Origin of the sequence: Rhizobium mongolense subsp. loessense, assembly GCF_900099775.1 — a bacterium.
Taxonomy (GTDB): domain Bacteria; phylum Pseudomonadota; class Alphaproteobacteria; order Rhizobiales; family Rhizobiaceae; genus Rhizobium; species Rhizobium loessense.
The window spans coordinates 366,225-391,468 of record NZ_FMTM01000002.1 but is presented as its reverse complement, the minus strand read 5'-3'; the positions used below and the strand labels follow the sequence as shown (position 1 = coordinate 391,468).

General features: G+C 61.3%; 26 protein-coding genes and 2 pseudogenes. 16 read left to right on the top strand and 12 right to left on the bottom strand.

The features are described from left to right. The first annotated feature begins 19 nt into the window (after positions 1 to 19). The 9 genes and pseudogenes from BLP23_RS09530 to BLP23_RS09495 all read left to right on the top strand — a co-directional run bounded on the left by BLP23_RS09530 (position 20) and on the right by BLP23_RS09495 (position 5,928). A complete protein-coding gene (locus tag BLP23_RS09530) occupies positions 20 to 952 on the top strand; it encodes a glycine betaine ABC transporter substrate-binding protein (RefSeq protein WP_208603135.1) in 933 nt (310 codons plus the stop codon). A gap of 118 nt (positions 953 to 1,070) precedes the next feature. After that, on the top strand, positions 1,071 to 2,075 hold the full coding sequence (locus tag BLP23_RS09525; RefSeq protein WP_092584635.1) for an ornithine cyclodeaminase family protein: 1,005 nt from the start codon (positions 1,071 to 1,073) through the stop codon (positions 2,073 to 2,075). A 6-nt stretch (positions 2,076 to 2,081) separates the two neighbouring features. After that, positions 2,082 to 2,900 carry a phosphate/phosphite/phosphonate ABC transporter substrate-binding protein gene (locus tag BLP23_RS09520; RefSeq protein WP_092584634.1) on the top strand — a complete coding sequence of 273 codons (819 nt, stop codon included), beginning with the start codon at positions 2,082 to 2,084 and terminating at the stop codon, positions 2,898 to 2,900. A 40-nt stretch (positions 2,901 to 2,940) separates the two neighbouring features. Further along, the gene (locus tag BLP23_RS09515; protein ID WP_028739468.1) at positions 2,941 to 3,573 is read left to right on the top strand and encodes an ABC transporter permease; all 633 of its coding nucleotides are present in this window, start codon (positions 2,941 to 2,943) and stop codon (positions 3,571 to 3,573) included. Beyond that, positions 3,570 to 4,205, top strand: coding sequence for an ABC transporter permease (locus BLP23_RS09510; protein ID WP_092584633.1), 636 nt, complete (start codon positions 3,570 to 3,572; stop codon positions 4,203 to 4,205). The genes BLP23_RS09515 and BLP23_RS09510 overlap by 4 nt, the downstream gene beginning before the upstream one ends. A 22-nt stretch (positions 4,206 to 4,227) precedes the next feature. Beyond that, the gene (locus BLP23_RS09505; RefSeq protein ID WP_092584632.1) at positions 4,228 to 5,169 is read left to right on the top strand and encodes an ABC transporter ATP-binding protein; all 942 of its coding nucleotides are present in this window, start codon (positions 4,228 to 4,230) and stop codon (positions 5,167 to 5,169) included. A 96-nt stretch (positions 5,170 to 5,265) separates the two neighbouring features. Then, a pseudogene (locus tag BLP23_RS34395) lies at positions 5,266 to 5,399 on the top strand (transposase); the annotation flags it as partial. A 9-nt stretch (positions 5,400 to 5,408) separates the two neighbouring features. Beyond that, positions 5,409 to 5,567 (top strand): annotated as a pseudogene (locus BLP23_RS34390) (IS5/IS1182 family transposase); the annotation flags it as partial. 46 nt (positions 5,568 to 5,613) lie between these two features. Continuing rightward, the gene (locus tag BLP23_RS09495) at positions 5,614 to 5,928 is read left to right on the top strand and encodes an EthD family reductase (RefSeq protein ID WP_092584631.1); all 315 of its coding nucleotides are present in this window, start codon (positions 5,614 to 5,616) and stop codon (positions 5,926 to 5,928) included. 349 nt (positions 5,929 to 6,277) lie between these two features. On the opposite strand, the gene BLP23_RS09490 is transcribed toward BLP23_RS09495, so the two are convergent. From BLP23_RS09490 to BLP23_RS09475, 5 genes are all read right to left on the bottom strand, one after another. Next, positions 6,278 to 6,601 (bottom strand): hypothetical protein, encoded by a 324-nt coding sequence (locus BLP23_RS09490; RefSeq protein WP_092584630.1) that lies wholly within the window; start codon positions 6,599 to 6,601, stop codon positions 6,278 to 6,280. A gap of 97 nt (positions 6,602 to 6,698) precedes the next feature. Next, entirely contained in the window at positions 6,699 to 8,873 is a 2,175-nt protein-coding gene (locus BLP23_RS09485) for a xanthine dehydrogenase family protein molybdopterin-binding subunit (RefSeq protein WP_092584629.1), read from the bottom strand. A gap of 10 nt (positions 8,874 to 8,883) precedes the next feature. Further along, positions 8,884 to 9,354: a (2Fe-2S)-binding protein gene (locus BLP23_RS09480; RefSeq protein ID WP_092584628.1), complete on the bottom strand. Its 471-nt coding sequence runs from the start codon at positions 9,352 to 9,354 to the stop codon at positions 8,884 to 8,886. Positions 9,355 to 9,450: 96 nt separating this feature from the next. Next, entirely contained in the window at positions 9,451 to 9,621 is a 171-nt protein-coding gene (locus BLP23_RS33635) for a hypothetical protein (protein ID WP_167363862.1), read from the bottom strand. A gap of 105 nt (positions 9,622 to 9,726) precedes the next feature. Next, complete coding sequence (locus tag BLP23_RS09475) at positions 9,727 to 10,116, bottom strand: c-type cytochrome (RefSeq protein WP_324613726.1); 390 nt, start codon at positions 10,114 to 10,116, stop codon at positions 9,727 to 9,729. A 363-nt stretch (positions 10,117 to 10,479) separates the two neighbouring features. On the opposite strand from BLP23_RS09475, the gene BLP23_RS09470 reads away from it, so the two are divergent. Both BLP23_RS09470 and BLP23_RS09465 read left to right on the top strand, forming a co-directional pair. Beyond that, entirely contained in the window at positions 10,480 to 11,202 is a 723-nt protein-coding gene (locus tag BLP23_RS09470) for a response regulator (protein WP_092584626.1), read from the top strand. Then, the gene (locus BLP23_RS09465) at positions 11,199 to 12,644 is read left to right on the top strand and encodes an ATP-binding protein (protein WP_092584625.1); all 1,446 of its coding nucleotides are present in this window, start codon (positions 11,199 to 11,201) and stop codon (positions 12,642 to 12,644) included. Before BLP23_RS09470 ends, BLP23_RS09465 begins: the two co-directional genes overlap by 4 nt. Before the next feature lie 157 nt (positions 12,645 to 12,801). Here BLP23_RS09465 and BLP23_RS09460 read toward each other — a convergent pair whose 3' ends face one another. From BLP23_RS09460 to BLP23_RS09440, 5 genes are all read right to left on the bottom strand, one after another. Beyond that, entirely contained in the window at positions 12,802 to 13,716 is a 915-nt protein-coding gene (locus BLP23_RS09460; RefSeq protein ID WP_092584624.1) for an SMP-30/gluconolactonase/LRE family protein, read from the bottom strand. A gap of 14 nt (positions 13,717 to 13,730) precedes the next feature. After that, entirely contained in the window at positions 13,731 to 14,681 is a 951-nt protein-coding gene (locus BLP23_RS09455; RefSeq protein WP_092584623.1) for an ABC transporter permease, read from the bottom strand. After that, positions 14,678 to 15,625 carry an ABC transporter permease gene (locus tag BLP23_RS09450; RefSeq protein ID WP_092584622.1) on the bottom strand — a complete coding sequence of 316 codons (948 nt, stop codon included), beginning with the start codon at positions 15,623 to 15,625 and terminating at the stop codon, positions 14,678 to 14,680. Before BLP23_RS09450 ends, BLP23_RS09455 begins: the two co-directional genes overlap by 4 nt. Continuing rightward, on the bottom strand, positions 15,622 to 17,073 hold the full coding sequence (locus BLP23_RS09445) for a sugar ABC transporter ATP-binding protein (protein ID WP_092584621.1): 1,452 nt from the start codon (positions 17,071 to 17,073) through the stop codon (positions 15,622 to 15,624). Before BLP23_RS09445 ends, BLP23_RS09450 begins: the two co-directional genes overlap by 4 nt. 66 nt (positions 17,074 to 17,139) lie before the next feature. Further along, positions 17,140 to 18,156 carry an ABC transporter substrate-binding protein gene (locus BLP23_RS09440; RefSeq protein ID WP_092584620.1) on the bottom strand — a complete coding sequence of 339 codons (1,017 nt, stop codon included), beginning with the start codon at positions 18,154 to 18,156 and terminating at the stop codon, positions 17,140 to 17,142. Positions 18,157 to 18,439: 283 nt separating this feature from the next. Between BLP23_RS09440 and BLP23_RS09435 the strand changes: the two genes are divergently transcribed. Continuing rightward, complete coding sequence (locus tag BLP23_RS09435) at positions 18,440 to 19,678, top strand: GAF domain-containing sensor histidine kinase (protein ID WP_092584619.1); 1,239 nt, start codon at positions 18,440 to 18,442, stop codon at positions 19,676 to 19,678. Positions 19,679 to 19,691: 13 nt separating this feature from the next. Further along, on the top strand, positions 19,692 to 20,456 hold the full coding sequence (locus BLP23_RS09430; RefSeq protein ID WP_092584618.1) for a response regulator transcription factor: 765 nt from the start codon (positions 19,692 to 19,694) through the stop codon (positions 20,454 to 20,456). Positions 20,457 to 20,800: 344 nt separating this feature from the next. Here the strand turns inward: BLP23_RS09430 and BLP23_RS09425 are convergent, their stop codons facing one another. Further along, positions 20,801 to 21,343, bottom strand: coding sequence for an OmpA family protein (locus BLP23_RS09425; RefSeq protein WP_092584617.1), 543 nt, complete (start codon positions 21,341 to 21,343; stop codon positions 20,801 to 20,803). 14 nt (positions 21,344 to 21,357) lie between these two features. Beyond that, a complete protein-coding gene (locus BLP23_RS09420) occupies positions 21,358 to 22,032 on the bottom strand; it encodes a L,D-transpeptidase (protein ID WP_092584616.1) in 675 nt (224 codons plus the stop codon). Between the two features lie 609 nt (positions 22,033 to 22,641). Here BLP23_RS09420 and BLP23_RS09415 point away from each other — a divergent pair. The 3 genes from BLP23_RS09415 (at position 22,642) to BLP23_RS09405 (ending at position 24,634) form a co-directional block, all read left to right on the top strand. Continuing rightward, positions 22,642 to 23,625: a TerC family protein gene (locus tag BLP23_RS09415; protein WP_092584615.1), complete on the top strand. Its 984-nt coding sequence runs from the start codon at positions 22,642 to 22,644 to the stop codon at positions 23,623 to 23,625. Between the two features lie 52 nt (positions 23,626 to 23,677). Then, positions 23,678 to 23,980, top strand: a complete 303-nt coding sequence (locus tag BLP23_RS09410) for a hypothetical protein (protein ID WP_092584614.1) — start codon at positions 23,678 to 23,680, stop codon at positions 23,978 to 23,980. 78 nt (positions 23,981 to 24,058) lie between these two features. Then, a complete protein-coding gene (locus tag BLP23_RS09405; RefSeq protein WP_233426664.1) occupies positions 24,059 to 24,634 on the top strand; it encodes an exopolysaccharide biosynthesis protein in 576 nt (191 codons plus the stop codon). Positions 24,635 to 25,244: the final 610 nt, after the last annotated feature.

Below are 25,244 nucleotides of genomic sequence, written 5' to 3'. Positions count from 1 at the left end.
CTGACGGTCAATCTGGAAGATGCCGTCAGTCCGTTCGTTGAAAAGTCAACCAGAGGGAATGATTATGAAAAATTGGACAAAAGGCATCCTTGTAGCCGGCATCATGGCCGTCGCCATGTTCCAGTCTGCATCCGCACAGACCATCAAGATCGGCAGCAAGAATTTCACCGAGCAGTATATTCTGGCCGAAATGTACGCCGCCGTTTTGGAGAATGCCGGTTTCACCGTCGAGCGCAAGATTAACCTCGGTGGCACGCTGATTGCTCATCAGGCATTGGTGGCAGGCGAGATCGATCTTTATCCGGAGTACACCGGCACGGCCCTGGCTTCTGTCGTCAAGGGTGAGATGTCGACCGACACCGACAAGGTCTACACGCAGGTCAGGGACTTCTACGCCAAGCAGTTCAACCTCACATGGCTAAAGCCGAGCGGCATCAACAATGGTTACGTCATTGTGGTCCGGCAGGAAACGGCGCAGGCCGACAATCTGAAGAGCCTGTCGGATCTCGCCAAGGTTTCCAAGACCCTGGTCTTCGGCGGCGGTGCTGAATTTCCAGATCGCGCCGATGGCCTGCCGGGCTTAAAGCGCGTCTACGACGCGGAGTTCAAGGAGTTCAAGCAGTTCGCCAAGCTCGGTCTTCGTTATGACGCGCTGGAACAAAAGGACATTGACGTCGCCAACGGCGCGGCGACCGACTGGCAGATCGGCTCGAAGAAGCTGGTGCCGCTGGCAGACGACAAGGGTCTGTTTCCGCCCTATTACGTGGCCCCTGTTGTCCGCCAGGACGTGCTGAAGGCCAATCCGAAGATTGCCGAACTCCTGGAAGCGGTCGGAGCCCATTTGGATAACGAGAAAATGCGGGTTCTCAATGCCAAGGTCGAGACCGATCACGAGGAATCCGAGGACGTGGCGGTAGACTTCCTCAAGGAAAACGGCCTGCTGCCGAAATAATTGTGACGCCCTGCGTGCGGGGTATCAATCCGGCCGCGGCTGGCGCGGCCGCCCTTTCACAATACTTATTCGAAAATTCCTCCGTTCAGCAGCCGGACAGGAATGTGGAGAAGCGGGAATGCAGGAAATCTGGATCGACTACCTCAACGCCCTCGATGCCAAGTCTCTGGCGCTGACGAATGACGAGATTCTCGATGCGGTATCGAAGGCGCTGGATGCACAGGGCAGGGGCGAAACCGTCATCGAGCCGCGTGTTCATCTTGTGCCGGAGCGCTCCGACAAAGGCCATTTCAACGTGCTTCGCGGCTATGTCAAAGCGCTGAACTATGCCGGCGTCAAAGTCGTCGGCGATTTCGTCGACAACTACAAGGTCGATCTGCCTTCAGAGCTTGCGGTCCTCAACCTGTTCGATCCGAACACGGGCGTGCCGAGGGCCGTCATCGATGCAACGGCAATCACTGACATGCGCACCGGTGCCGTGACCGCCCTTGGTGCAAAATATCTCGCCCGCAAGGGCAGCAAAATACTCGGGCATATTGGTGCCCGCGGAACCTCTTACTGGAATGTCCGCCTTCTCGATCATCTCTTCGACTTCGATGAGATCCGCGTACATTCGCGCCGCCCGGAAAGCCGCGATGCCTTCGCAACGCGGCTTGAGACGGATCTCGGCAAGAAGATCATCGTCACCGACAACTGGGAGGATTGCCTCAAGGGTGCCGACATCATGGTCGAGGCAAGCCGCCTGCCGGAACCAGCGCCGCTATTCAAGACGGGATGGGTGAAGAAGGGAGCTTTCGTCGTGCCCTATGGCACGATGAGCGCGCTTGAATTCGATCTGACCGACATCATGGACAAGGTCGTCGTCGACGATTGGGGACAATGCGGCCCGGGCAAGCCTTTCGGAGCGCTTCGCCGTCACGTCGACGAGGGCAAGGTGACGGCCGACAATCTGCATGCCGAAATCGGCCAGATCGTCTGCGGCATGAAACCCGGCCGCGAAAATGACGAGGAGACGATCCTGTTCTGGCACCGCGGCCTTAGCACGACGGACGTGGCGCTCGGCGCCGCTATGGTGAACAAGGCAAGAGCCATGAACATCGGCCAGCGTCTGCGGTTCGCATAAACTGCCATGGTCATGTCCAAGCCAATCGCCTGTTCGAGAATGTATAATCTCAGTCCGCGCATTCGCGGGCTTTGGGACGAGCTGTTTGCGCTCGTCAGCGTGCATTCCGGAATCGAGCTCGAGATCATCGCTCACGCAGCGCCAGCACCCTTGTCGCAGTTATGGACAAGGCTCGATATGGGAGTGGTCTTCATGTGCGGCTATCCGTTTTCGCGCATGCCGGAGGGCGCAAGACCGACTGCCCTTGCCGCACCCGTCTCGAGCGAGGCATGGTCTTGTGACGAGCCGCTCTATTCCAGCCACATCCTGGTCGCCTCCACCGGGCCGGTAAACGCGGTGGCGGATCTCGCTGCGGCACGGTGGGGTTGGACCGTTCGCGATTCCCAGTCGGGCTATCACGCGGCGCGTTCCTACCTCGCCGGCCAGTTCACGGGCAGGATGAAGCAGAGCGCGGCGGTCGGACCACTGCTCAACCCTTCAGGCATCGTTGCGGCCCTCAAGGATCGCAGGATCGAGGCGGGCGCGATCGACGCCTACGCCTTCCAATTGTTGTCGATGCATGAACCCGACGCGATCGATGGTCTTCGCATTCTTGCAACGACCGATCCGCTTCCCGCTCCTCTACTGGTTGCCGCACAAACATTGCCCGGGGACATGGTCACGGCATTACGGCGGAGCCTCGTGACGTTGCATGAAACGCCCGACGGAACGGCGGTTCTGGGGGCACTCGGCCTCAGGCGATTTTCAGCGGTCGCTCCGTCGGCCTACGATGTCCTAGCGCAGAGAGCCGACGCCGCCGATCGCAGATTGAGGATCACATGGTAGACGGTGGCGAACGAGCGCCCGGACTCGGAGGTCTCAGACGATGAAATGGGTCCCTAAACACCTCGACCGGCTACTCGAAGCACTGCTGGAGCACCTGTATCTCGTTTTTTCCTCAGTTGCGATTGCCCTGGTGATCTCGCTGATCGTCGGGATATGGGCTGCAAGGCGGCCGCGGAGTTTTGCAGCTATCGTCGTCTTGACCGGTATCCTGTTCGCGGTGCCGAGCCTGGCGCTGTTTGCGCTTCTCATTCCCGTCATGGGTATCGGAGCGGCACCCGCTATTACCGGACTTGCGGCCTATTCGCTGATGATCCTGATCCGCAACATCGGCATGGGGTTCCAGGCTATTCCGCGCGACATACTAGAAGCCGCCGATGGCATGGGCTACGGCACGGCGCGCCGGATATGGGAAGTCGAGCTGCCGCTGGCGATGCCCCATATTGTCGGCGGCATCCGCATTGCCATGGTGACGGTAATCGGCATCGGTACCGTCGCCGCCTATATCAATGCCGGCGGCCTGGGCGTCATCATTTTCGAAGGCATCGATCAGCGATTTCCCGAAAAGATCATTGCAGGCGGGTTGCTGACGTCATTTCTGGCGCTCTTTGCCGACTATTTTTTTGCATCGTTCGAAAAACTGCTGCGCCGTCGCAGTGGAGGTAAAGCAGCATGATCCTCATCGATGCATTCAGCTGGATCGTCAACAACTCCGGCGCCTTCACCAACGCTTTCAATCGCCATCTTCTGATGTGCGTCCTATCGCTCGGCATAGCCTTTGTCATTGCCGTGCCGCTCGGATTTTCCGTCGCACGGGCACCTCGCGCCGCCTTTGCGGTGGTCAATATTGCCGGCGCTCTGCGCTCTATACCGAGCCTTGCTATCCTGTCGGCGACGATGCCGTTTCTCGGCATCGGATTGTTGCCGTCGATCATCGCCCTCGTCGTCCTTGCCGTGCCGCCGCTGTTGTTGAACACGATCATCGGCATCCGCGAGATCGACATTTCCGTAATCGATGCAGCAAACGGAATGGGCATGAGCACCGGGCAGATGCTGCGGGAAATCGAACTTCCTCTGGCCGTTCCGTCGATTCTGTCAGGCGTCAGGACGAGTGCCATCCAAGTCATCGGCGGTGCGGCGCTGGCCTCCTTCATTGGCGGGGGCGGACTTGGCGATTTCATCAATGCCGGCATTGCGATCATGAACATGCCGCGCCTTCTTGTCGGAGCGGTTCCGATAGCCCTGCTCGCAATCTTTGCGGAATTGGCGTTCAGCGCTCTCGAGCGCGTCTTCACCCAACGGCGCTAAGCGGCCGAAAACGGATATCAGTATGATTCATCTCGATCATGTTACGAAGACTTACGACGCAAGCGGCCAGCGTGCGGTCGACAATCTCGATCTCTTGATCGAGACCGGTACGACGGTTGCCATGATCGGTCCTTCGGGCTGCGGCAAGACCACGACCATGCGCATGATCAATCAATTGGAGACGCCAACGACGGGACGCGTGCTGGTTGATGGCAAAGATATCGCCCGCGTCGATCAGAAGGAACTACGGCGCAGCATCGGTTATGTCATTCAGCAAGTTGGTCTGTTTCCGCATATGTCGATCGCACGCAATGTCGCAACCGTGCCGCGCCTTCTTGGCTGGGATAAGGCGCGCAGCGATCGCCGGGTTGACGAGCTCCTGGATCTCGTAGGCCTTGATCCGGCCATCATGCGGCAGCGCCTGCCACACGAATTGTCAGGCGGGCAGCGTCAGCGCGTCGGATTCGCGCGCGCGCTCGCCGCCGATCCCGCAATCATGCTGATGGACGAACCGTTCGGCGCCATCGATCCGATCACCCGCGTTCGACTTCAGGACGAATTCCGCGATATTCTCAAGAAGGTGAAGAAGACGGTGGTCCTTGTCACGCATGACCTCGACGAGGCAGTCAAGATGGGTGATCGCATTGCGATCATGCGGGATGGCCGCCTCCTTCAATATGACACCCCGCAAGAGGTCCTTGCGCGTCCCGTCAACGAATTTGTCGAGAATTTCCTCGGCCCCGACCGAGCCATAAAGAGGTTGAGCTTGATCCCCGTATCGATGATCATGACCACACCGGAACCGTTCGAGGGGGACGCCGAGATCGCCGCTGATGCCACGGTTCACGACGCCTTGGCGCTCATCCTCTCCGGCGAGATGCCGGGTCTGCACGTCAGGGCCGCCGACGGAACGCTTGCGGGATATTTGTCTCGTGACAGCTTATTGCGCGCCAATCGGCTCTAGGTCACGCACTCATAAACTCTGGCGGTAGCTGCAAGGTTCTGATTCAAGCTTCTTGAAGGGAGCTGCTGATGGGCCAGCCTCGCTACGAGTTGACCGCGCGGGGTGCCTTGGGTTGACGACCGGCGTGTTCTGAATGGGATTTACTGGCGTCTTCGGACCGGCTCGCCGTGGGCGGACATTCCCGAGCGCTACGGCCCGTATACGACCACGTCAGATGGCGCAAGGCGGGCAGCGCCTTCCTCTATCGCTACCGCGACCTCGTCGAACGCTTCTTCAGCAAACTCAAGCACTTCCGTGCCGTCGCCACCCGCTTCGAAAAGCACAGCGAAAACTACCTTGCTCTCGTCAAACTCGCTTCAGCCAAAATCTGGTTGCGGCTTTACGAGTCGGTGAGCTAGAAGGGCCCCTCGGACGCTCGAAGAGGCGTTCAGCAGGAGCCCGACCATGATCAAGATGAGCGTCTATTATCCGGCCGATGGCGGCTCGAAGTTCGATCACGATTACTACCGCACCCGCCACATGCCACTGATCCAGGAACGGCTCGGCGATGCCTGCCTGCGCTACGAGATCGATAAGGGCCTTGCGGGTCGCGAACCTGGAAGCGCGCCGGAGTTCGTCGCGGCGTGCCACGTCTACTCGCCGACCCTGGCGGTATTCCAGGAGGCGTTAGGTCCCCACCGCGCGGAGATCGCCGCGGACGTCGCCAACTATACGGACATCGCGCCCATCGTGCAGATCAGCGAAATCGTTGGAGGGTAGGGGGCTTCGGCGCGTCAGGCGTAGCCGTTGAACTTTCCGGGATCGGCACAGTGCTGGCGCACCTGATCCATGGTGACGTAGCCGATGCCGAACCGGTCGACGATCGGGAACATGTGGTTGCCGTTGAAGCGAAAACTACCTTGCTCTCGTCAAACTCGCTTCAGCCAAAATCTGGATGCGCTTTATGATGGTGACCTAGTCTGCCGACATCCATGAACTTTTTTCACACTGTTGGCATGCATCGACGATTTCATTAAATCTTGATGTCGGTCCAACCCGAAGTTAATTTGAGGTTTCGCGCTCATTCACTTATCCATCGCCAGCCCTACAGCGTGGTAATTGCGGTCAATCACGACGACCCCTTGCGAAGGGTGAGCGTCGTGTCGATGTTCCGGTCCAGAACATGGCGCAATCTCATTGCCTGCGAGCTGCCTCCCGCCGGCATCCTGTCGTCGATGCAGGGGGTTGCGGGCATCGCGATGACGAATGCCAACAGGGGTCGGCTGGAGGCCGGCGCCGTGTGCGCCGGCGCGGAGTCCAGGCCTATAGCCATCGCCAGAATGGAGAACGCGAAAAGTGCGAGGCCGATGACGCAGTCGGATATAGCGTGCCGACGACGGTCCAGATGCTCTTCCAGATAGTCACGTCCTTGATCTTCGTCTTCGTCGCGCATGACAAACTCGCTTGGTTGGTTCGAGAGGAGGTTCCGCAAGGAGGCTCTTAAGGCATTTGTTGCGGGAACCCTTTTACGCCTATAAAAGGCACCCTGTTCACGAGGGGCTATTGTTCTTGAACGGCAGTTGCCGGATCCGTTTGCCTGTAGCGGCGAAGACGGCGTTCAGAACGGCCGGGCCGGCGACGGCGATGGTCGGCTCGCCAACGCCGCCCCAGAAGCCGCCGGACGGCATGATGATTGTCTCGACCGCCGGCATCTGCTCCATCCGCATCACCTCGTAGCTGTCGAAATTCTCCTGTTCGACGCGGCCGCCATTGATGGTGCATTCGCCGTAGAGGCAGGCAGAGAGACCGTAAACGAAGGACCCTTCGACCTGGCGTTCGGCCTGGGCGGGGTTGACGATATGACCGGGATCCGTCGCGGCGACGATGCGGTGGATCTTCAACTGTCCGTCGGTGATGGAGATTTCCGCAGCGGCGGCGACATAGCTGGCAAAACCCATGATCTGCGCCAGGCCACGGTATATGCCTTGCGGCGCCGGCGTGTCCCAGCCGATGCGTTCGGCAACGGCTTCCAGAACCGCCAGATGCTTCGGGTGGTCTGCCATCAGCTTCCGGCGGAAATCGAGCGGATCAATCCCGGCCGCATGGGCAAGCTCGTCCAAGAAGCTTTCCAGGTAGAAGGCATTCTGGTTGAGGTTCACGCCACGCCAAAAGCCGGGCGGTACTGGAGGGTTGCGCATGGCATGGTCGATGAGGAGATTTGCGACGGTGTAGCCGAAGACGCCTTCGCTGCCGCTGGCGTTCAGCCCCTGGAACACGATGGGATCGTGACCGTTTTCACGAAACATCTGGGGACGGAGCGAGGAGAGGATGGACTGACCGCTGATACGCATGTGAAGCGCCGTCAGATTGCCGTCGGCATCAAGCGCGCCCCGCATCCTGCACTGCGTCGTCGGGTGATAGGAGCCGTGCAGCATGTCCTCCTCGCGCGACCAGATCAGCTTGACCGGCGTGCCCGGAAACTCCTTGGCGAGCGTGACCGCCTGGCGGACATAGGATTCGTTGGCGCCGCGCCGGCCGAAGCCGCCGCCGAGATGCAGCTTGTAGACCTCGCATTGTCCGATCGGCAGGCCGGAAGCTTCCGCCACGTTGACGAGGCTGCTTTCGCCGTTTTGCGTCGGCACCCACACCTCGCATTTGTCTGGCGTATATCGCGCCGTCGCGTTCATCGGCTCCATCGTGGCGTGGGCCTGATAGGGGAAGGAATAGGTTGCCGTGACGACCCGCGCTGCTCCCTCAAGTGCTGCGGGCGCATCGCCGATCGAAGTGCCGACGAAGGCCTCGTCGGCATCGAGGCCTTCGGCGAGCATTGCGGCGATGGAGGCACTGGTGACGGCGGCGTTCGGACCATCGTCCCAGACGACCGGCAACGCGTTGAGCGCCGATTGCGCTTGCCACCACGTTTCGGCAACCACGGCCACGGTTGCCTCATCGACCTGCACGACCTTGCGCACGCCCGGCCTCGCCGCGACGGCGGCGGCATCGAAGCTTGAAATCTTGCCACCGAACACAGGGCAGGCCTTCACAGCGGCGTTCAGCATTCCGGGCAGTTGCACATCGGCGCCATAGATCTGCCTTCCGATGAGCTTGTCGGCGGTATCGAGCCGCGGAAGCGGCTTGCCGGCGATCTTCCAGTCCTTCGGGTCCTTGAGCGCGATGGTGCTCGGAACCGGCATCTGTGTGGCAAGCGCCGCCACGGCGCCATAAGACGTCGTACGTCCGGAACCGGGATGGGTGATGATGCCGTTCTGGACCGAGCATTCGGAACCCTTGACATTCCAGGTACTGGCGGCGGCTGCAATGAGCATTTCGCGTGCGGCGGCTCCGCCCTGCCTGACGTATTCGTGCGAGCCGCGAATCCCCTGGCTGCCCCCGGTTGAGAAACTGCCCCAGACACGCTCGCGTCGAAGGCTCTCCCCGGGCGTCGGATATTCGGTCGTAACCTTGGACCAGTCGCATTCGAGCTCTTCCACGACCAGCTGCGCCAGTCCCGTGAGCGTGCCTTGTCCCATTTCCGAGCGGGCGATGCGGATGACGACGGTGTCGTCCGGATGGATCAGAACCCAGGCATTGACTTCTGGCAGTATATCCGATGGCGCCTGCTCGGCATTTGCCGACAGCGGAATCTGAAAGCCAAGTGAAAATCCGCCGGCCGCCGCGGCCGTACCGATGAGAAACTTGCGGCGTGATAGCGTGACCACATTCATCGTCCTACCCTTAGCCTTTCTGCGCGGCACTGCTGTTTGCAGCGGCGAGCTTGATCGCAGCCCGCACCCGGTTATAGGTGCCGCAGCGGCAGATATTGGTGATTTCCGCGTTGATATCGTCATCCGTCGGATCCGGGGTCGTGTTCAGCAGGGCGGTGGCCGCCATGATCATGCCGGCCTGACAGTAGCCGCATTGCGGCACGTCGAGCGCGAGCCATGCCTGCTGGACCGGATGGGAGCCATCCGGGGAAAGCCCTTCGATCGTGACGATCTGCTGGTTGGCGTCAATCGCGCTGACCGGCATAGCGCAGGAGCGTGTGGCGACGCCGTCGATATGCACTGTGCATGCGCCGCATTGCGCAATGCCACAGCCGAACTTCGTGCCGGTCAGGCCGGCCTGTTCACGCAAGACCCATAAAAGAGGCGTCTCCGGATCCACCTCGATATCGCGGGCCACGCCGTTAATGGTCAATTGAACCATGACATGCTCCAATCTCTTAAAAGAGAGTCCCAGATGCGATGGCGGTTTGCCCGCCATCGCACACCGCTCGATCAGGATGCAGGTGTGGTATCCTGGTCAGCCGGCGTTGCGCTGCGCGTCCGATCCGGACTGGTCGGCCGGAGGAACCGGCTGCGATTGCGAGCTGGCGGACTGGAGCCGCGTGCAACCGGACCCTTGAGCCAAGGCAGTGCCTGCCGCCGCAAGAAAGCCGACGGAGGCTGCGAATGCGATGAGAAAATTCTTCATGGATGCCTCACTTCTGGTTGAAGTTTGAATTGCCTGAGACGGACGGTCCGATCTCGGGCGGCTACCGGAGCTTCCGCTCCGTCTTTCCCCGCCTGGCGCATCGCCCTAGTTGGCGGTGGAAAGGCTCCGCAGATAGGCGATGATCGCCGATCGCTGCGCCTCGTCACGAATACTCACGGTCATCGTCGTGCCGGGAACGACCTGCCGTGGATTGGCGAGAAAGGCCTGCAGCCTCTCTTCGTCCCAAACGATGCCGGACCCGCCGAGCGCTTTCGAATAACGTGCGCCTTCGATGGTTCCCGCCGACCGGCCGAGAAGGCCGGAAAGATGCGGTCCCATCCGGTTTTCGCCGCTGTTGGCACTGTGGCAGGTGCCGCAGCGGGTGCGGAATAGCCTTTCGCCCTCCGGATTGACCGGCTCCTGCGCCAGGCCTTGGCCTGCAGCCGCGAGCGATAGCGAAAACACCAGCATTGAACCGAGACAGATTGGTTTCATCGAAAATCCTTACGTCATTGCGTCTTGCATCTTTGGGATCGCCCGGATGCAGATGAACGGCTGCTTCGCTGCAGATCGTTTCGATGCTTGCAGGCTAGGGGCGGTTTGTCGCAGAGATGTGCCAGACGGGCAGGAAAATTGTCGCGAAATGTCTCAAGCAGTCCGGATATGCATCCATACGCGCTTGGGGGGCCGGACCGAAGACGGATACGCCGGTTCAGGCCGTTCCTTGGAAGGGCGGGAAATTTGCCAGGTAACCGGATCGCCGGTTTTGACAAACTTTGATACACTTTTCGAGATGCCGGGATTTTTCCGCCATTTTATATTGCCGTTCATGTCTTCATTCCATGCGTGAGGCGCTCTATGCAATCGGCACCCCATATCGTCGTCGTAGACGATCACCGGGACATCCGTGACCTTGTCGGCAAGTATCTTTCCCAACAGGGCTATCACGTCAGCGTCGCCGAAAGCGGCGCGGCGCTGCGGCGAATCGTCGAACGCGGCGCCCCCGACCTGATCGTTCTCGATGTCATGATGCCGGGCGAGGATGGACTGTCAGTCTGTCGCCAGCTACGCGGCACACTGGAGACACCGATCATATTCCTGACGGCGATGGCGGACGATACCGACCGCATCATCGGGTTGGAGCTCGGCGCCGACGACTATCTCACCAAGCCCTTCAACCCGCGTGAGCTTCTGGCGCGCATTAGGGCGGTGCTGCGCAGGGTCAATAGCCTGCCGCCGCAGCAGCGCGAGACGATCAAGGCGAAAACCGTGACCTTCGATCAATGGCGGCTCGATGTCGGGCGCCGGGAACTCATCGGCGAGGACGGCGTCGGTATCGCGCTCAGCACCGCGGAGTTTCGCCTGCTAAAGGCCTTCCTGGAACATCCGGGCCTCGTCCTCAGCCGCGACCAGCTTCTCGATCTGACCGTCGGCCGCACCGCAGATTTTTTTGATCGCAGCATCGACAACCAGGTCAGCCGGTTGCGCAAGAAGATCGAGTTCGATCCGAAGAATCCCGCCATCATCAAAACCCACTGGGGTGGCGGCTACAGCTTTTCTGCGGAGGTGGCATCCGGATGACGCGATGGTGGAAAAGGAGCCTTGCTGCCCAGTTCATCGGCTTCATGCTGCTTGCGCTCGTTATATCGCAGGCCCTTGCATTCCTTATCTCCTGGGACGAGCGCGACAAGGCCCTGCGGGCGGCCGCTAAGGGCGAGTTCTTCAGCCGCACCGCATCGCTTGCGAGGCTGCTCGAATCCCTGCCTGTTCCCCTTCGCCAGGACGTCCTGCTTGCCAGTGGAACAGGCTATTCGCGCTTCTGGATTTCCGCCGGCGATCCGGCCGACGCTGACCAGTGGCGGACGGTGGCACTAGCACAGCTTGCAGAACCATTACCGAACCTGCCCGCGTCGCGTCGGAACTGGCAGGTGCCGAAGGACCTGCCGGCGAAGCTTGGCTATGAACCCGGCCTCTTCGCGGCCGCAAACGCTTCCGATGACTGGAGCACCTTGGCGTCTGGACCGTGGTCCCTGCCGCATCCGGCCAAGTTCCTCTATTTCGATCAAACGAACGGAATGGGGCTTGCCGTCCGGCTGAGCGACGGAAGCTGGTTGAATTCCGCCTATCACAAGGTGATGCCGAGCACGCTCTGGAACACGCAATCGCTGTTCTCGCTCGGGATAACGGCTATCGTCCTTTCGATCATCGGTGTCTTCACTGCCAATCGCATTACCCGGCCGCTGCGAGGGCTTGCCTCGGCCGCCGAGGCTCTTGGGCGGGGCGAGACCGTGGAGAAGCTACCCGAATCCGGGCCCGACGACATCCGCCAGACAGCGGAGGCGTTCAATCGGATGCAGTCGCGGCTGCACCGTTTCGTTGAGGACCGGATGCGCATGCTTGCGGCGATCAGCCATGACCTGCGTACGCCGCTGACATCCTTGCGTCTGCGCGCCGAATTCGTTTCCGATCCCGACGTACAGCAACGGATGCTGGCGACGATTGACGAAATCCAGACGATGACGGAGGCGACGCTTGCCTTTGCTCGAGGGGAGGCGACCGTCGAGGAAACCAGGACGGTCGAGCTCAACGCGCTTGTTGGAAGCCTTTGCGACGACCTTGCGGAATTAGGGCAGAACGTGGAATTTTCCGAAGGCGCGAAGATCAACTATCGCTGCCGCCCCGAAGGCCTGCGCCGGGCCATCCGCAACTTGGTCGAAAACGCGCTCCGTTACGGCGGCGAGGCCAGGGTCCATCTCCTTCATACGCCGACGACGATCGACATCGTCGTCGAGGACGACGGCCCCGGCATTCCTGAAAACGCAACCGAACAGGTGTTCGCGCCCTTCTTCCGCCTGGAGCAGTCGCGCAGCCGCGAGACTGGCGGCGTCGGGCTGGGGCTTTCGATCGCCCGAGCCATCGTGCGCCACCACGGTGGAGATATCGTACTTTCCAAGAACCGGCCGGCGCAGACGTGGCCGGGGTTGCGGGCGTCTGTGTCTCTGCCCAAGGTGATGTCTGGTTGAAGTCTATGGGTAAGGCAGCAGTTTACGCCAGTCGATGACTGTATCTCATTTGACGTGTGCTATCCGCCGGCCCTACGCATGATAACGATCCGGTCCACCATCATCGTCTGGAATGACCGGTCTTTGGTTCAAATCCTGTCAAGGCAATATCGTGATCCTACGGCAGCTGAGAGCCGGTCACAGCGACGTAAAGTGCATAGAGCGAGCGGGTTGCCGCGATGAACAGCCGGTTGCGTTTGGGCCCGCCGAAGGTGAGGTTCGCGACGGTTTGCGGTACGCGGATCTTGCCGATCAGCTTGCCCGTCGGGTCGAAGCAATGCACGCCATCACCGGCGCTCGACCAGAGGTTTCCGTTCACGTCTGTGCGGATGCCGTCTGGAATGCCGTTGTCGATGAGGCAGAAGACACGGCCGTTTGCGAGCCGTCTGCCATCGACCACGTCGAAAGCGCGGATGTGACGCGGTAGGTTTTCGTCATGGCTTGCTGCCGAATCGGCCACGTAGAGGATTGTCTCGTTGGGCGAGAAGGCAAGGCCGTTCGGCTGGATGAAATCCGTGACGACCGCCGCAAGCTCGCCGGTTGTCGGATCGAGCCGGTAGACGTTGCGGGTCGGTTGCTCCGGCTCCGCGCGATGGCCTTCGTAGTCCGACATGATGCCGTAGGTAGGATCGGTGAACCAGATCGTGCCGTCGGACTTCACCACCACGTCGTTCGGCGAATTGAGCCGCGCGCCCTCGAAACGGTCGGCGAGAACGGTGATCGAGCCATCGACCTCGGTGCGTGTGACGCGGCGCGTACCATGCTCACAGGAGATGAGCCGTCCCTGCCTGTCGCGCGTATGGCCGTTTGTGAAGTCGGACGGTTGCCGATAGACGGAGACGCCGCTCTCGGGTGTCCATCGCATCATGCGCTGGTTGGGAATGTCGCTCCACAGAAGTTGGTTCGCGTCGTTGAACCAGACGGCCCCCTCCGCCCAGCGGCAGCCGGAATAGAGTTCCTCGAGACCGGCGCTCATCACGATCATCTGTCGGAAGCGCGGGTCGTGGATTTCGTAGATGTCGGCCTCGGCCATGACGCTCTTTCCGTTTATCGCATGCCAGGCCGGCGACCGCCGGCGAGCATGATGACGCTGATGATGATGAGGCCGGTCATGATGAGGCGGATGCCCGCGCCGAGCCCGTAGGTGTTGAGCATGGAAACGACCAGGAACATGAAAAGCGATGCGCCCCAGATGCCTGGCACGTTGGAATCGCCGCCGGCGACCGCCGTGCCGCCGATGACGACGACGGCGATCGACATCAGGAGATATTCCGAGCCCATGTTGAGCGCTGCGCCGCCGGAGAAGCAGGCGAGCAGATAGCCTGCGACCGATGCGAGCACGGCGCAGAACAGGTAGGTTACGAAGCGCGTGCCGTCGACCGGTATGCCCGCCATGCGCGCGGCCGACATGCTCTGGCCGATCGCCGAGATCCAGCGCCCGTAGATCGTCTTCTCGAGCAGGAACCAGGCGAGGATCGAGATGAGGAGCGCGACGATCGCCACGTTCGGCGCGCCGAGCGTGTTCGACGTGGTGAACTCCGCAAGCACGCTCGGAGGCTTGATGCGCAATCCCCGATTCGTCCAGATCGCGGCGGACTGCACGATGAAGCTCATGGAAAGCGTCGCGATGATCGGCGGAATGCGTAGCGCCTTGATGAGCGCGTAATTGCAGAGGCCGACGACGAAGCCGATGACGATGACGACAAGAAGGCCAGGCAGGATCATGCCGTTTTCGACATTCATAAGCTTTAGCGCCACCGTGCCGGCAAGCGTCATGGTGGCGGGAACCGAGAGATCGATGTTGCCGGGACCGAGCGTGATGACGAACATCTGGCCGATCCCGACGATGACCGAGAAGGCCGCGAAGGTGAGCGCGGCCTGGGACAGGCCGAGCGTGCTGGCGCCGAGCGTCACCATGATCGTCAGGAACCACACGACAAAGGCGGCAAGCCACGACCAGATCCAGGGTTTGCCGGAAAGGCGCAGGAGCAGGATCATCGGCGTTTCTCCCGCTTCTCGAGGCGGTTCAGCATCAGGCGGAGCGCAAGCACAATGATCAGGATCGCGCCCTGAGCCCCGATCTGCCAGTCCGGCGAGATGCGTAGGAAGGACAGGAACGAGCCGGCGAGCGTCAGCGTCAGCGCGCCGATGACGGCACCGATAGGGGAGACGCGGCCGCCGATGAACTCGCCCCCGCCGAGGATCACGCCGGCGATCGACAGCAGCGTGTAGCGCAGCGCGATATTAGCATCGGCTGAGGTGGTCAGGCCGACGAGGGCAATGCCGGCAAGAACCGCGAAAAAGCCGGCAAGGCCATAGGCGGCGGCGCGCGCCCCGACAATCGACCAGCCGGCGCGCTCGACAGAGCGCTGGTTGCCGCCGATGCCGCGGATAAGCACGCCGAGCGAGGACCGCATGACGACGAGATGGGCGACGGCGGCGACGACGATGCTGGCGACGATAGCCATCGGCGCCAACGGGGGCTTGACGGTCATCAGCCAGCGCACCCAGTCTGGCGCCTGCCCGCCCGGTGATGGCAGCAGCAGTACGGCAAGGCCGCCCCAGACGAAGCTCATGCCGAGGGTCACGACAATGGACGGCAGGTTGCGCAGATGGATGACGACGCCGAGCCCCGCATAGGTCGCGATCGCGCCGGCAAGGATCAGAACGCCGGTCACGGGGGCATCCCGCAGAAAGGTCGCGGCGACGCAGGCGATGAAGCTGACGAAGGTGCCCATCGATAGATCGAGATCGTTCACGGCCATCACGAGCATCTGGGCGATCGTCGCGAGAGCGATGGGCACAGCCAGGTTGAACAGCAGGTTGAGTCCGACATAGCTCATGGCGCGGGGCTGCAGCCAGAAGACGGCGGCGAGCAGCATCGTCAGCGACAGGGCGGGAATGGCAAGACGCATGGCGTCGGACGAAAGCCGGAACGTCATGCGGCGACCCCCTCGAAGGAGGCGGCGATAATGTTCGCCTCGTTGACGGCGTCGCCGGCGAGTTCGGCCGCGATACGGCCCTCGCGGAAGACGTAGACGCGGTCGCAGAGGCGGACCTCGTCCATCTCCGTCGAGTACCAGATGAAGGTGCGGCCGTGGGCCGCTTCCTCGCGGATGATCGCGTAGACCTCCTGCTTGGTGCCGATGTCGACGCCGCGCATCGGATCGTCCATCAGGACAATCGGAGCGCGCGTCGCAAGCGCGCGCGCGAAGAGTACCTTCTGCTGGTTGCCGCCGGAAAGCGACAGGATGCGGTTGTCCATATCGGGCGTGCGGATCTCGATCCGCCGCTTCCAGTCGGCGCCTTTGGTCGCCTCTTCGCTTGTGAGGATGAGGCCGCGCCGGGACAGGTCGCCGAGCGATGCGATGGAGAAGTTGCGCAGGATGCTCCACAGCTCGAAGACGCCGTTGAGGCGGCGGTCGCCGGCGACGAAGGTGACGAGCGGATCACGCTCGGGCAGCCAGTTGCCGGACTGGGAGGCATGCAGGGCGAGCAGGAGCTCGGTCTGCCCGTGACCCGCCAGACCCGCCAGTCCAATGATCTCGCCCTTGCGCGCCATGAAGGGAAGACCCGCTGCCTGATGAGACAGAATGAGCGGAGCGGTGGACTGTTCGCGCGCCGAGCGCTGCCCGGTCTCCTCTTTCGCAACGGTGCCCATGGCTTCCACGACGCCATGATGGTCGAAGCCGTGCGCCGGACGTTCGGCGACAACGCGGCCGTCCTTCATGACGACGATGCGGTCGGAGGTTTCCAGGATCTCGTGGAGGATATGCGAGATGAAGATGACGGACCCGCCCGCGACAACGAAGCGGCGGACATAGTCGAGCATCTGGCGAGCAAGGCTTGCATCGAGCGACGAGGTCGGTTCGTCGAGGATCACAAGCCGCGGCGGAGTGCCGGCGTCGGAAAAGGCCATGGCGATCTCGACCATCTGCCGCTCGGCGATCGAGAGATCTCCCACGGTCCGAGTGCTATCAATGCCATGGCCGGGAAAGATGGTGTCGAGGCTCGTCTCAATGATTTTTGCAGCGCGCCTCCGCCACCCAAAGCCACCGAGATCGCGATGCATGATGCGCGCGTTCTCGACGATGGAAAGGTTGGGGCAGAGCGAAAGTTCCTGGAAGACGCAACGCACGCCGTGGGCACGTGCGACATTGATGCCATAGCGCTCCAGCCGCTCGCCGTCGCTCGCGACGCTTCCTTCGTGCGGTGTGAGGCCGCCGTTGATCACGCTGACGATCGTGGACTTGCCAGCTCCATTATGTCCGACGAGCCCGACGCATTCGCCCGGCATGACATGGAGCGTCACGCCGTCGAGTGCCTTGACCGCGCCGAAGCTCACCTTGGCGCCATCGACCGCGATCACGGCCTTCAATACGTCATTCATGCTGCCCGCCTGCTCGCAAAGAATGCCACGCAGCCATTTGCGGCCGCGCGGCAGTCGCCGGGAGATTTACTTTGCCGACTCGATGACCTTGACTGCATCTTCCTGCGTGTATTCGACGTTGGCGACGCCGCCGGCCTGGGTATTGGCGAGGTTCGTTTCGAGATTGTCCTGGTCGATGCGCAGGAAGGGTACGACGAGATCCTTCTTGACCTCCTTGCCGTCGAGGATCTGCTGGGCGACCCAGAAGGCGAGCGTGGAGACGCCCGGCGCAATGGATACGGACATGGTCTCGTAGCCCTTCGCGTCCTTCTGCTCCTTCCACCACTTCAGTTCGTCTTCGCGGTTGCCCATGACAATGATCGGCATCTTCCGGTCGGTCGCGGCAATCGCCTGGGCCGCGCCATAACCGTCGCCGCCCTGCGTCACCACGCCGACGATGTCGGGCAGGCTTGGCAGGATGCCGGCAACAGCCTTCTGCGCCACGTCCTGCGCCCAGTCTCCGTGAACGGAGCCGACTACCTTGAACTGCGGAAACTGCTTGGCGCCCTCGTGGATGCCCGCCGAGATCTCGTCGTCGACGAAGACACCGGCAAGGCCACGGATCTCGAGCAAGTTGCCGCCGTCTGGGAGCTTCTTCGACAAGTACTCCACCTGGCTGCGGCCCATTTCCTTGAAGTCGACGGCGATGCGCCAGGCACAGGGTTCGGTGACGATGCCGTCGAAGGAAACGACGGTGATGCCGGCGTCGCAGGCTTCCTTGACCGCGCCGTTTAACGCCGTCGGCGAGGCGGCGTTCAGCACGATCGCGTCATAGCCCTGCAGGATCATGTTCTGGATCTGCGCGGCCTGTTCCGTCGCCTGGTTCTCGGCGGTGGTGAAAGCGTCGGCTGCGGCAACGACGCCAGTCTTCACGGCTTCGCCCGTCACCTTTCCCCAACTCGTCAGCATGGCTTGGCGCCACGAGTTGCCGGCATAGTTGTTGGACAGGGCGATCTTCTTTGCCGACGTCTCGGCAAAGGCGGAAACGGGCATCGCGGCGCAAGCTATAGCGGCCGATGCCAGAAGCATCTTGCGGATTGTCATGTCTCTCTCCCTCATGATCGCGCCGGTCAGCGGATCGCTTCACTCCTGCCTGCCCAAAATGGGTTCGAGTGAAAAATTGTTCTTGCACTGAGCATCCTCCTCTCAGTAAGGGCAGGATGCGGGAGATCGACCGGCCTGTATAGGGGCAAGGCGGCAAGTCGTTTGCGGGTTTTGCGCAACAAGCTGCGGGTTTCCGCAAGACGGCGGCACTTCCGCGGGCGCTTACTGCGAAGCGATCGCGGCGGGTTGAGGAGCCTGCTGCCGTCTGGGGGAGGAAATGACAATGCTGCATCTCGCACCCGCAGCCATGTTCGACCACTATCTCGGCATTTCCCGGCTGCTCGCCGGCCAGCTCGACTTCCGCTCGGCCATCCGTTCAGTCGCGGCCGAGGTCGCCCATATCATCCCGCACGATCATCTCGATGTCTGTGTGCTTCTTGAGGGCGGCAACTACCACACCGCCTACGAGACGGGCATCGAGACTGCCTGGGGCGACCTTGCCGGCGCGCCGGTGGTCAACAGCCCCATCCGCTCGCTGCTCTGGGGCGAGGTGGACTTTCTTCTGGCGGACGACGCCATGACGGACCCGCGTTTCCATTTCGAGGGCGCGTTCAAGAGGCCGATCGTCGAACAGTCGCTGAGGAGCCGCTTGCATGTACCGATGAAGGTCCAGGGCACAATCATCGCGGCGCTCTCCTGTTCGTCGCAAAGGGCAGATGTCTACACAATGGAGGATATCGAACGCGCCCGCATCATCGCCGACCTGCTGACGCCCTATTTCTTCGCGCTGCAGGCGGCCGAGCAGGCGCAGCGCTCGGCCATCGTGGAGGCCGAGGCCCGCGCCCGCGAGGAGGGGTTGCGACAAGGCGCGCTGAAGCTGACCGAAGCACTGGAGCAGGAACGCCAGCGGATCGGCATGGACCTGCACGACCAGACGCTCGCCGACCTGACGCGGCTCGCCCGCCGGATCGATCGGCTGTCGCGCAACGCCGAGGTGGCGCCCGAGGCGCTGGAGCCCGTCTCCCGCTCCCTCCAGCATTGCATGCAGGATCTGCGGCAAATCATCGAGCAGGCAAAACCCTCCGTGCTCCAGCTCTTCGGCCTCGCCCAAGCGATCGAGCATCATCTGGACCGATCGACCCGCGACACGGGATCGGGCATCGAATGGGGCCTCGTCGACGAGACGCACGGCGCACTGGAGCGACTGGAACCGACTGTCAGCGTCGCGCTGTTCCGTATCGCGCAGGAGGCGATCAACAATGCGGTGCGCCATGCCGCCCCGCTGGCTGTCATGGTTCGGCTCGAGGTCGACGACGATCGGCTGTCGATCGAAATCTCCGACGACGGGAGCGGGCTCGCCAAGACGCGGGGACGGATCGGCGGAGGCATCGACAACATGAAGACCCGTGCGCGGCTCATCTCGGCGCGCTTCACGACCGGGCCTGGCCACAACAATCGCGGGACTGTGGTGCGCGTCGTGCTGCCGCTCGTGCCGCACGACCCGGCGAGCGGGTCAAACTGAGGAGAAGGGCACGATGAAGGTTCTGATCGTCGAGGACGACCCGCTGCACCGGTCCTATCTGCACGAGGCGGTCAACGCGGCCCTGCCGGAATGCGATACGGTGATCGAGGCGGAAAACGGAACCGTCGGCGAGAAGCTCGCCCGCGACCACAAGTCGGCGCATATCGTCATGGACTTGCAGATGGCGAGCCGCAACGGCATCGAGGCGGCGCGCACGATCTGGAAGGAGCGGCCGGAGACGCGGATCCTGTTCTGGTCGAATTACTCGGACGAGGCCTATGTGCGCGGCGTCTCCCGCATCGTGCCGGACGGTGCCGCCTATGGCTATGTGCTCAAATCCGCCTCCGACGAGCGGCTGAAGCTGGCGCTACGATCGATCTTCATCGAGAGCCAGTGCGTCATCGACCGCGAGGTGCGGGGCCTGCAGCAGAAGAGCCTCGGCCAGACGAACGGCTTCACCGATTCCGAATACGAGATCCTCGTCGACATCGCGCTGGGCCTCACGGACCGGGCCATCGCCAAGCGTCGGGGCCTCTCGTTGCGCAGCGTGCAGAACCGCCTGCAGCAGCTCTACGACAAGCTGGACGTCTACCAGACCGCCGGCGACGACCACGAGGACGGCCGCTTCAATCTCCGCGCCCGCGCCGTTGCGGTCGCTTTCTTGCGCAAACTCCTGAACTACAGCGCTCTGGAGCGGGCTGAGGCAGAGGTGCAGGAGTGGCTTGATGGATTGCATGAAAGCCCGCGCGACAGGCATCGCAGGCGGGCTCGAACCTGAACTCGCCGCAGCTATCGATGTGTTCTTCCCATTATGGGCGATCGCTGATGGTTCGCACGAGTTTCGAGAAGAATTCGCGGCGACCCCCGTTGCCGCTCGCGAACTGTTGATCCAAGAGATACTATCCGGCTCAAGCTGCCGATGTCACGACCACAGGCGGGAGGTCTGGCAGCATATTCGCGCTGTTAGGTCGAAACCGACCTCTAAGTGGCTTCGTTTCAAAGAATATCCGGTCCGCCGGACGACCCGCCCATCCAGAACGGCATTTCGGCTTGCTGGCCACGGTCGGTATTCCTTTGCGATCACGTCACGGGCAGGTGCGAAGCCGCAGGCCCGGTCCGGTGTCAAGCTCCTTCATCATCGCGCTGGGTGCGCAGATTGGAGACAACGCGCCGGTTCTGCACCTTGCACGAGCGCTCCGCGCAGTCGCGGACTTCGCGGTCCTTGCCGTAACCCTTGGCCCACATGCGCCTGGCGTCCACGCCCTTCGAGGCGAGATAGGCCATCACCACATCGGCGCGCTTCTGCGACAGCGCCACCATTTTGGACGCGGAACCGGAATCGTCGGCAAATCCCTGCAGCTTGACCAGCCAATTCGGGTTCTTGTTGAGCCAAGTGGCTTGGTTATCCAACGTCGCCATGGCTACGGAATCGAGCGTGGCGGAATCCTGCGTGAAGTAGATCCGTCGGCCGGCATTGAGGATGAAATCCTCTTCGCTGCCAGCCGTGATATTCTCGAAACCTGGCGCGGGATCGTTGGTCTGACCGGTCATCGGGGCGGCGGCAGGTTCTTCCATGGAGGCGATATTGGTGGTTGTGCAGGCGGCAAGCACCAAGAGCATGGCCGCGGCAACAACGCTCCTCGCGTATCCGATCGTTGAAGACATCTGGATGATATTCCTTATTGGACCGGGGCTATTTCGCCAACCTGAACGGCATTTTCAGCCTGGTCGGCAATATGCGGCAGAACCTGCACAGCGGTGCCGACGGGGCAACGCTGGTAAAGATCGATGGCGTCTTCGTTGAACATGCGGATACAGCCGCTGGAGGCATCCTTGCCGATGCTTGCCGGCTCCAGCGTTCCGTGGAAGCGATAACCGGTGTCCACGCCGTCGCGAAGCAGGTACATGGCGCGGGGGCCGAGTGGATTCTTCGGTGAGCCTCCCGCCACGAATTCGGGCAGTTCGGGATGGCGCTTGCGCATCTCCGGCGGCGGCGTCCAGCGCGGCCAAAGTGATTTGCGATCAATCGTGGCGCGGCCAAACCATTTGAAGCCCTCGCGGCCGACGCCGACGCCGTAGCGGATGGCTGTCTTGTTCTCCATGATCAAGTAGAGAAAATGGTGCCTTGTATCGACAACAACGGTGCCGATCGGCTCGCTGCTGAAGTATTTGACAACCTGGCGGTGCCACCGCTTATCGATCTTGGCGAAGTTGGTCCTTCGGAACGTTACGCCATTGTCGACGGCGGTGCCGGCAAAATAGGAAGACGCCTGGGCGAATGCCGGCTTTTGGACCGCGCCGGTGCCAAGTAAAGCCAAACCACCAAGTAACACATCCCTGCGTGTCCACACCATCGGCAATATCCCCCTCAAAGCCAAACAGCGAAGTGTCAGTAAATCAGATTTTGAATTGGCCACAACAGAAAATTCCGGTTCCTGCTGAAAGACCGTGGTCCCGTTACGGCTGTTCTGCATCTGTTTCGTTTGGCGTTACTTAGGAGGTTGGAACCAACAAACGCAAGGATCACTTTAACGGATAGATGAAGTTGTCAGCGGGCGTGACGCTGCGTCGAAAATACTGTCATGTTTGCGAAGGCCACACGCGCCTGTTCGGCTGCGCGTCGCCCGGATAAAATCCGCGTACAGATTTCCACGGTCACCCTCTTGCCGCTGATATCAGCGCTCGCAGGTGCCTTAGACCTTCGGGAAGCAGTTTCAGCTGCGCCGTTGCGACGTCGAGCTCGTCATATCCTAGACGAAGCTATCCTCGGCGCTCACAGATTTTCGGATCGGCTCGCCGTCGCGTTCCGATGGAAAAGGCGAGTTCAGGCTGCCCTTGACGACAGAAAAGTGAATCCCCATCTGCGGGCTAACCCGTTGGTCCGGGCCCCTCTGGCGAGAGCCTCGGCACTCTTGCGATGTCGGACCGTTTTCCGACAACCCAGTGCCGATAGGGGATTATCTTTGGATCTCTCGTTCTTGCTTGTCGAGTGGCTGGGAACGCCGCTCTGGATGTGGTCGAGCTTTTTCGCCCTCGTCATCGCCATTTTATCGTTCGACCTCGGTATTCTCCATAACAAGAACAAGGAGATCGGCGTCCGCGAAAGCGTAAAGCTTTCCACTCTCTATATCGCGCTGGGTGTTGCGTTCGGCGGCTGGGTGTGGTGGTATCTCGGCTCCGACGCCGGCCTTGCCTATATGACGGGCTTTGTCGTTGAAAAGACCTTAGCGCTTGACAACGTGTTCGTCATTGCTCTGATCTTTTCCTTCTTTGCCGTGCCGCGCATCTATCAGCACCGTGTGCTTTTCTGGGGCATTCTTGGTGTCATCGTGTTGCGTGCCATCATGATCGGGGTTGGCGCGACGCTTGTTGCCGAATTCGCCTGGGTTCTTTATATCTTCGCCGCGTTCCTGATCGTGACTGGCATCAAGATGCTCGTCATCAAGGATGCCGAGCCCGACGTCTCGAAGAACGTGCTTGTCCGCTTCATGCGCAACCGGTTCAACGTCACCGACGAACATCACGGCGAGCGTTTCTTCGTCAGAAAGGCAAATACCAAGACGGGTAAGATGACCTGGTTCATCACGCCGCTCTTCATGGCGCTCGTGATGGTCGAGGTGGCCGATGTCATCTTCGCCGTGGATTCGGTCCCTGCGATTTTCGCAATCACAACGGATCCGTTCATCGTCTACACCTCGAATATATTCGCGATCCTCGGTCTTAGAGCCCTCTATTTCGCCCTCGCGGCGATGATCCATCGCTTCCGTTATCTGAAGCCTGCGCTTGCCGTCGTCCTGATCTTCATCGGCTCGAAAATCTTTCTCGCCGATCTCCTCGGTCTTGAAAAGTTCCCGGCGGCGCTGTCGCTCGGCATCACCTTCGCCATCATCGTCACCGGGGTGGTCTGGAGCCTCCTCAAGACGCGGAACCAACAGCAGCTTGCATGATCGGCGCTGCTCATAGGAACACCGTTAGCTACCAAACAGGAAGGAAATAGATATGTTCTCGGATTTCATCGGCTGGATTTTTGCCGTTCTCGTCGTCGATCCGCTGCAGGCTCAGATAGTGGAACAAGCCGAGCGCGCGAAGCTTCCCGTGGAGATCGTTCGTCAGTCCCAGTCCTGCCTGGCCTCCCAGAGCCCGCAGCTGATCGAGCGTGCCGCCGGCGACTACGGCTGGGCGGCGGCTACTGTCGTCAACATGGCAATCGGCCGTACATCGCCGGCGGAGCTTCTCGATAGCCAAGATCCGCAATGTGCAGCCCTCCTTCGGGTTTTGGGGGGCGCCGGCGAGGATGCGTAATGCGCGGTTCGGGTTTGAAATGGATTGAGTAAGATGTGCGAACGAGACGAGCACAAACAGTCGCGCGGAGTGGCCTCCGTGCGACTGAGGAAGATGCTGGAACTCGCCAGGGCGAAAGGCGGCCTCTCCATTGGCGAGGCTTTGGAATCCATGGGACGGGCCGGCATCGCTTTCACGGTCCTGTTTCTGGCAATCCCGGCCCTGACGCCGATACCTGGCCCGTTCGGCATGGTGTTCGGCACGACGCTTGCTCTGGTCTCGCTCCAGATTAGCGCGGGTCGTCGGACGGTGTGGTTGCCCGCCATCGTGAGAAACCGCCAGGTTACCTTTGCGACGCTTGATCTTATTGTCCGTCACGCGGTTCCGATGATCGCAAGGGTTGAGAAAGTCGTGCGCGCTGATCGGATGAAGGTTCTCACCGGGTCGACTGCGCAGGCCTTGCTCGGCCTCCCCATCTTCCTGCTCGCCGTGGTGATTGCCCTGCCGATCCCCTTTGGCAACGTGCTGCCGGTGTTGTCGCTGTTGATCTTGTCAGTTGCCATGATGGAGGGCGACGGCCTCGTCACCCTGATTGGGCTGCTGCTCGCATTGGCGACGATCGTCACAACCGCGGTTCTGCTCAGCTTGATGGCGTCCATGGTCTTTGCGGCGTAAAGGCCCCACCTGGCGAGTGTCGACCATAAACGTCCTCAAGAGCCGTGGTCGCCTGCAGACAGCTCCGTTCTTATCTACTTCACCGGTGGCGCTCCCGAAGCACGGCGCAGCGCAGCGAAACAAATCGGGCCAGTTCGCCATGATCGGGTCTCCCGGACTTGCCATCAACAAGCTTGCGTCCTTGGGCGTCCCGGCGGGATTAAACACGCAAGGCCGCGTCGAGGGCAGATCGCGGATGCGCAGCACAAGCCGATATCCGAGCATGGCGCTGATGCCGAAGGTGAAGGCGGACGAGCTGAAGCGGCTGGCGAGACTATCGCGTCGTAGCATTAGCGCGCGATCCTTGCGATCGCTTCCGCGCTCGCGTCGGCCGGTACGACGCTGTCCCGTCGCGTGAGCCCTCATTCGAAGCCGAAGCTGATCGTCGCCGATGGACCGGTCTCCGTGAGACACACTTCGCATGTCGATCGTCACCTCTTTCGCGGTGTGCGGAATTGGGCATTCATGCGCTGGCGCCGAGTATTGATGCTGCCTGCCCAAAATCGCCATGCAAGAACGGTTACAAAGCCGACGGTTAGGCCTAAATACTCTGACATCTTCATCGATCCCG

Bases quoted from the DNA above. Each gene is read 5' to 3' on its own strand.
- BLP23_RS09510 (WP_092584633.1), top strand. From the start codon at position 3,570: ATGATCCTCATCGATGCATTCAGCTGGATCGTCAACAACTCCGGCGCC.
- BLP23_RS09475 (WP_324613726.1), bottom strand. From the start codon at position 10,116: ATGAAACCAATCTGTCTCGGTTCAATGCTGGTGTTTTCGCTATCGCTC.
- BLP23_RS09490 (WP_092584630.1), bottom strand. From the start codon at position 6,601: ATGCGCGACGAAGACGAAGATCAAGGACGTGACTATCTGGAAGAGCAT.
- BLP23_RS09505 (WP_092584632.1), top strand. From the start codon at position 4,228: ATGATTCATCTCGATCATGTTACGAAGACTTACGACGCAAGCGGCCAG.
- BLP23_RS09430 (WP_092584618.1), top strand. From the start codon at position 19,692: ATGAAGGTTCTGATCGTCGAGGACGACCCGCTGCACCGGTCCTATCTG.
- BLP23_RS33635 (WP_167363862.1), bottom strand. From the start codon at position 9,621: ATGAAGAATTTTCTCATCGCATTCGCAGCCTCCGTCGGCTTTCTTGCG.
- BLP23_RS09485 (WP_092584629.1), bottom strand. From the start codon at position 8,873: ATGAATGTGGTCACGCTATCACGCCGCAAGTTTCTCATCGGTACGGCC.
- BLP23_RS09455 (WP_092584623.1), bottom strand. From the start codon at position 14,681: ATGATCCTGCTCCTGCGCCTTTCCGGCAAACCCTGGATCTGGTCGTGG.
- BLP23_RS09465 (WP_092584625.1), top strand. From the start codon at position 11,199: ATGACGCGATGGTGGAAAAGGAGCCTTGCTGCCCAGTTCATCGGCTTC.
- BLP23_RS09435 (WP_092584619.1), top strand. From the start codon at position 18,440: ATGCTGCATCTCGCACCCGCAGCCATGTTCGACCACTATCTCGGCATT.
- BLP23_RS09515 (WP_028739468.1), top strand. From the start codon at position 2,941: ATGAAATGGGTCCCTAAACACCTCGACCGGCTACTCGAAGCACTGCTG.
- BLP23_RS09525 (WP_092584635.1), top strand. From the start codon at position 1,071: ATGCAGGAAATCTGGATCGACTACCTCAACGCCCTCGATGCCAAGTCT.
- BLP23_RS09480 (WP_092584628.1), bottom strand. From the start codon at position 9,354: ATGGTTCAATTGACCATTAACGGCGTGGCCCGCGATATCGAGGTGGAT.
- BLP23_RS09440 (WP_092584620.1), bottom strand. From the start codon at position 18,156: ATGACAATCCGCAAGATGCTTCTGGCATCGGCCGCTATAGCTTGCGCC.
- BLP23_RS09450 (WP_092584622.1), bottom strand. From the start codon at position 15,625: ATGACGTTCCGGCTTTCGTCCGACGCCATGCGTCTTGCCATTCCCGCC.
- BLP23_RS09445 (WP_092584621.1), bottom strand. From the start codon at position 17,073: ATGAATGACGTATTGAAGGCCGTGATCGCGGTCGATGGCGCCAAGGTG.
- BLP23_RS09410 (WP_092584614.1), top strand. From the start codon at position 23,678: ATGTTCTCGGATTTCATCGGCTGGATTTTTGCCGTTCTCGTCGTCGAT.
- BLP23_RS09460 (WP_092584624.1), bottom strand. From the start codon at position 13,716: ATGGCCGAGGCCGACATCTACGAAATCCACGACCCGCGCTTCCGACAG.
- BLP23_RS09470 (WP_092584626.1), top strand. From the start codon at position 10,480: ATGCAATCGGCACCCCATATCGTCGTCGTAGACGATCACCGGGACATC.
- BLP23_RS09520 (WP_092584634.1), top strand. From the start codon at position 2,082: ATGGTCATGTCCAAGCCAATCGCCTGTTCGAGAATGTATAATCTCAGT.
- BLP23_RS09530 (WP_208603135.1), top strand. From the start codon at position 20: ATGCCGTCAGTCCGTTCGTTGAAAAGTCAACCAGAGGGAATGATTATG.
- BLP23_RS09425 (WP_092584617.1), bottom strand. From the start codon at position 21,343: ATGTCTTCAACGATCGGATACGCGAGGAGCGTTGTTGCCGCGGCCATG.
- BLP23_RS09495 (WP_092584631.1), top strand. From the start codon at position 5,614: ATGATCAAGATGAGCGTCTATTATCCGGCCGATGGCGGCTCGAAGTTC.
- BLP23_RS09420 (WP_092584616.1), bottom strand. From the start codon at position 22,032: ATGGTGTGGACACGCAGGGATGTGTTACTTGGTGGTTTGGCTTTACTT.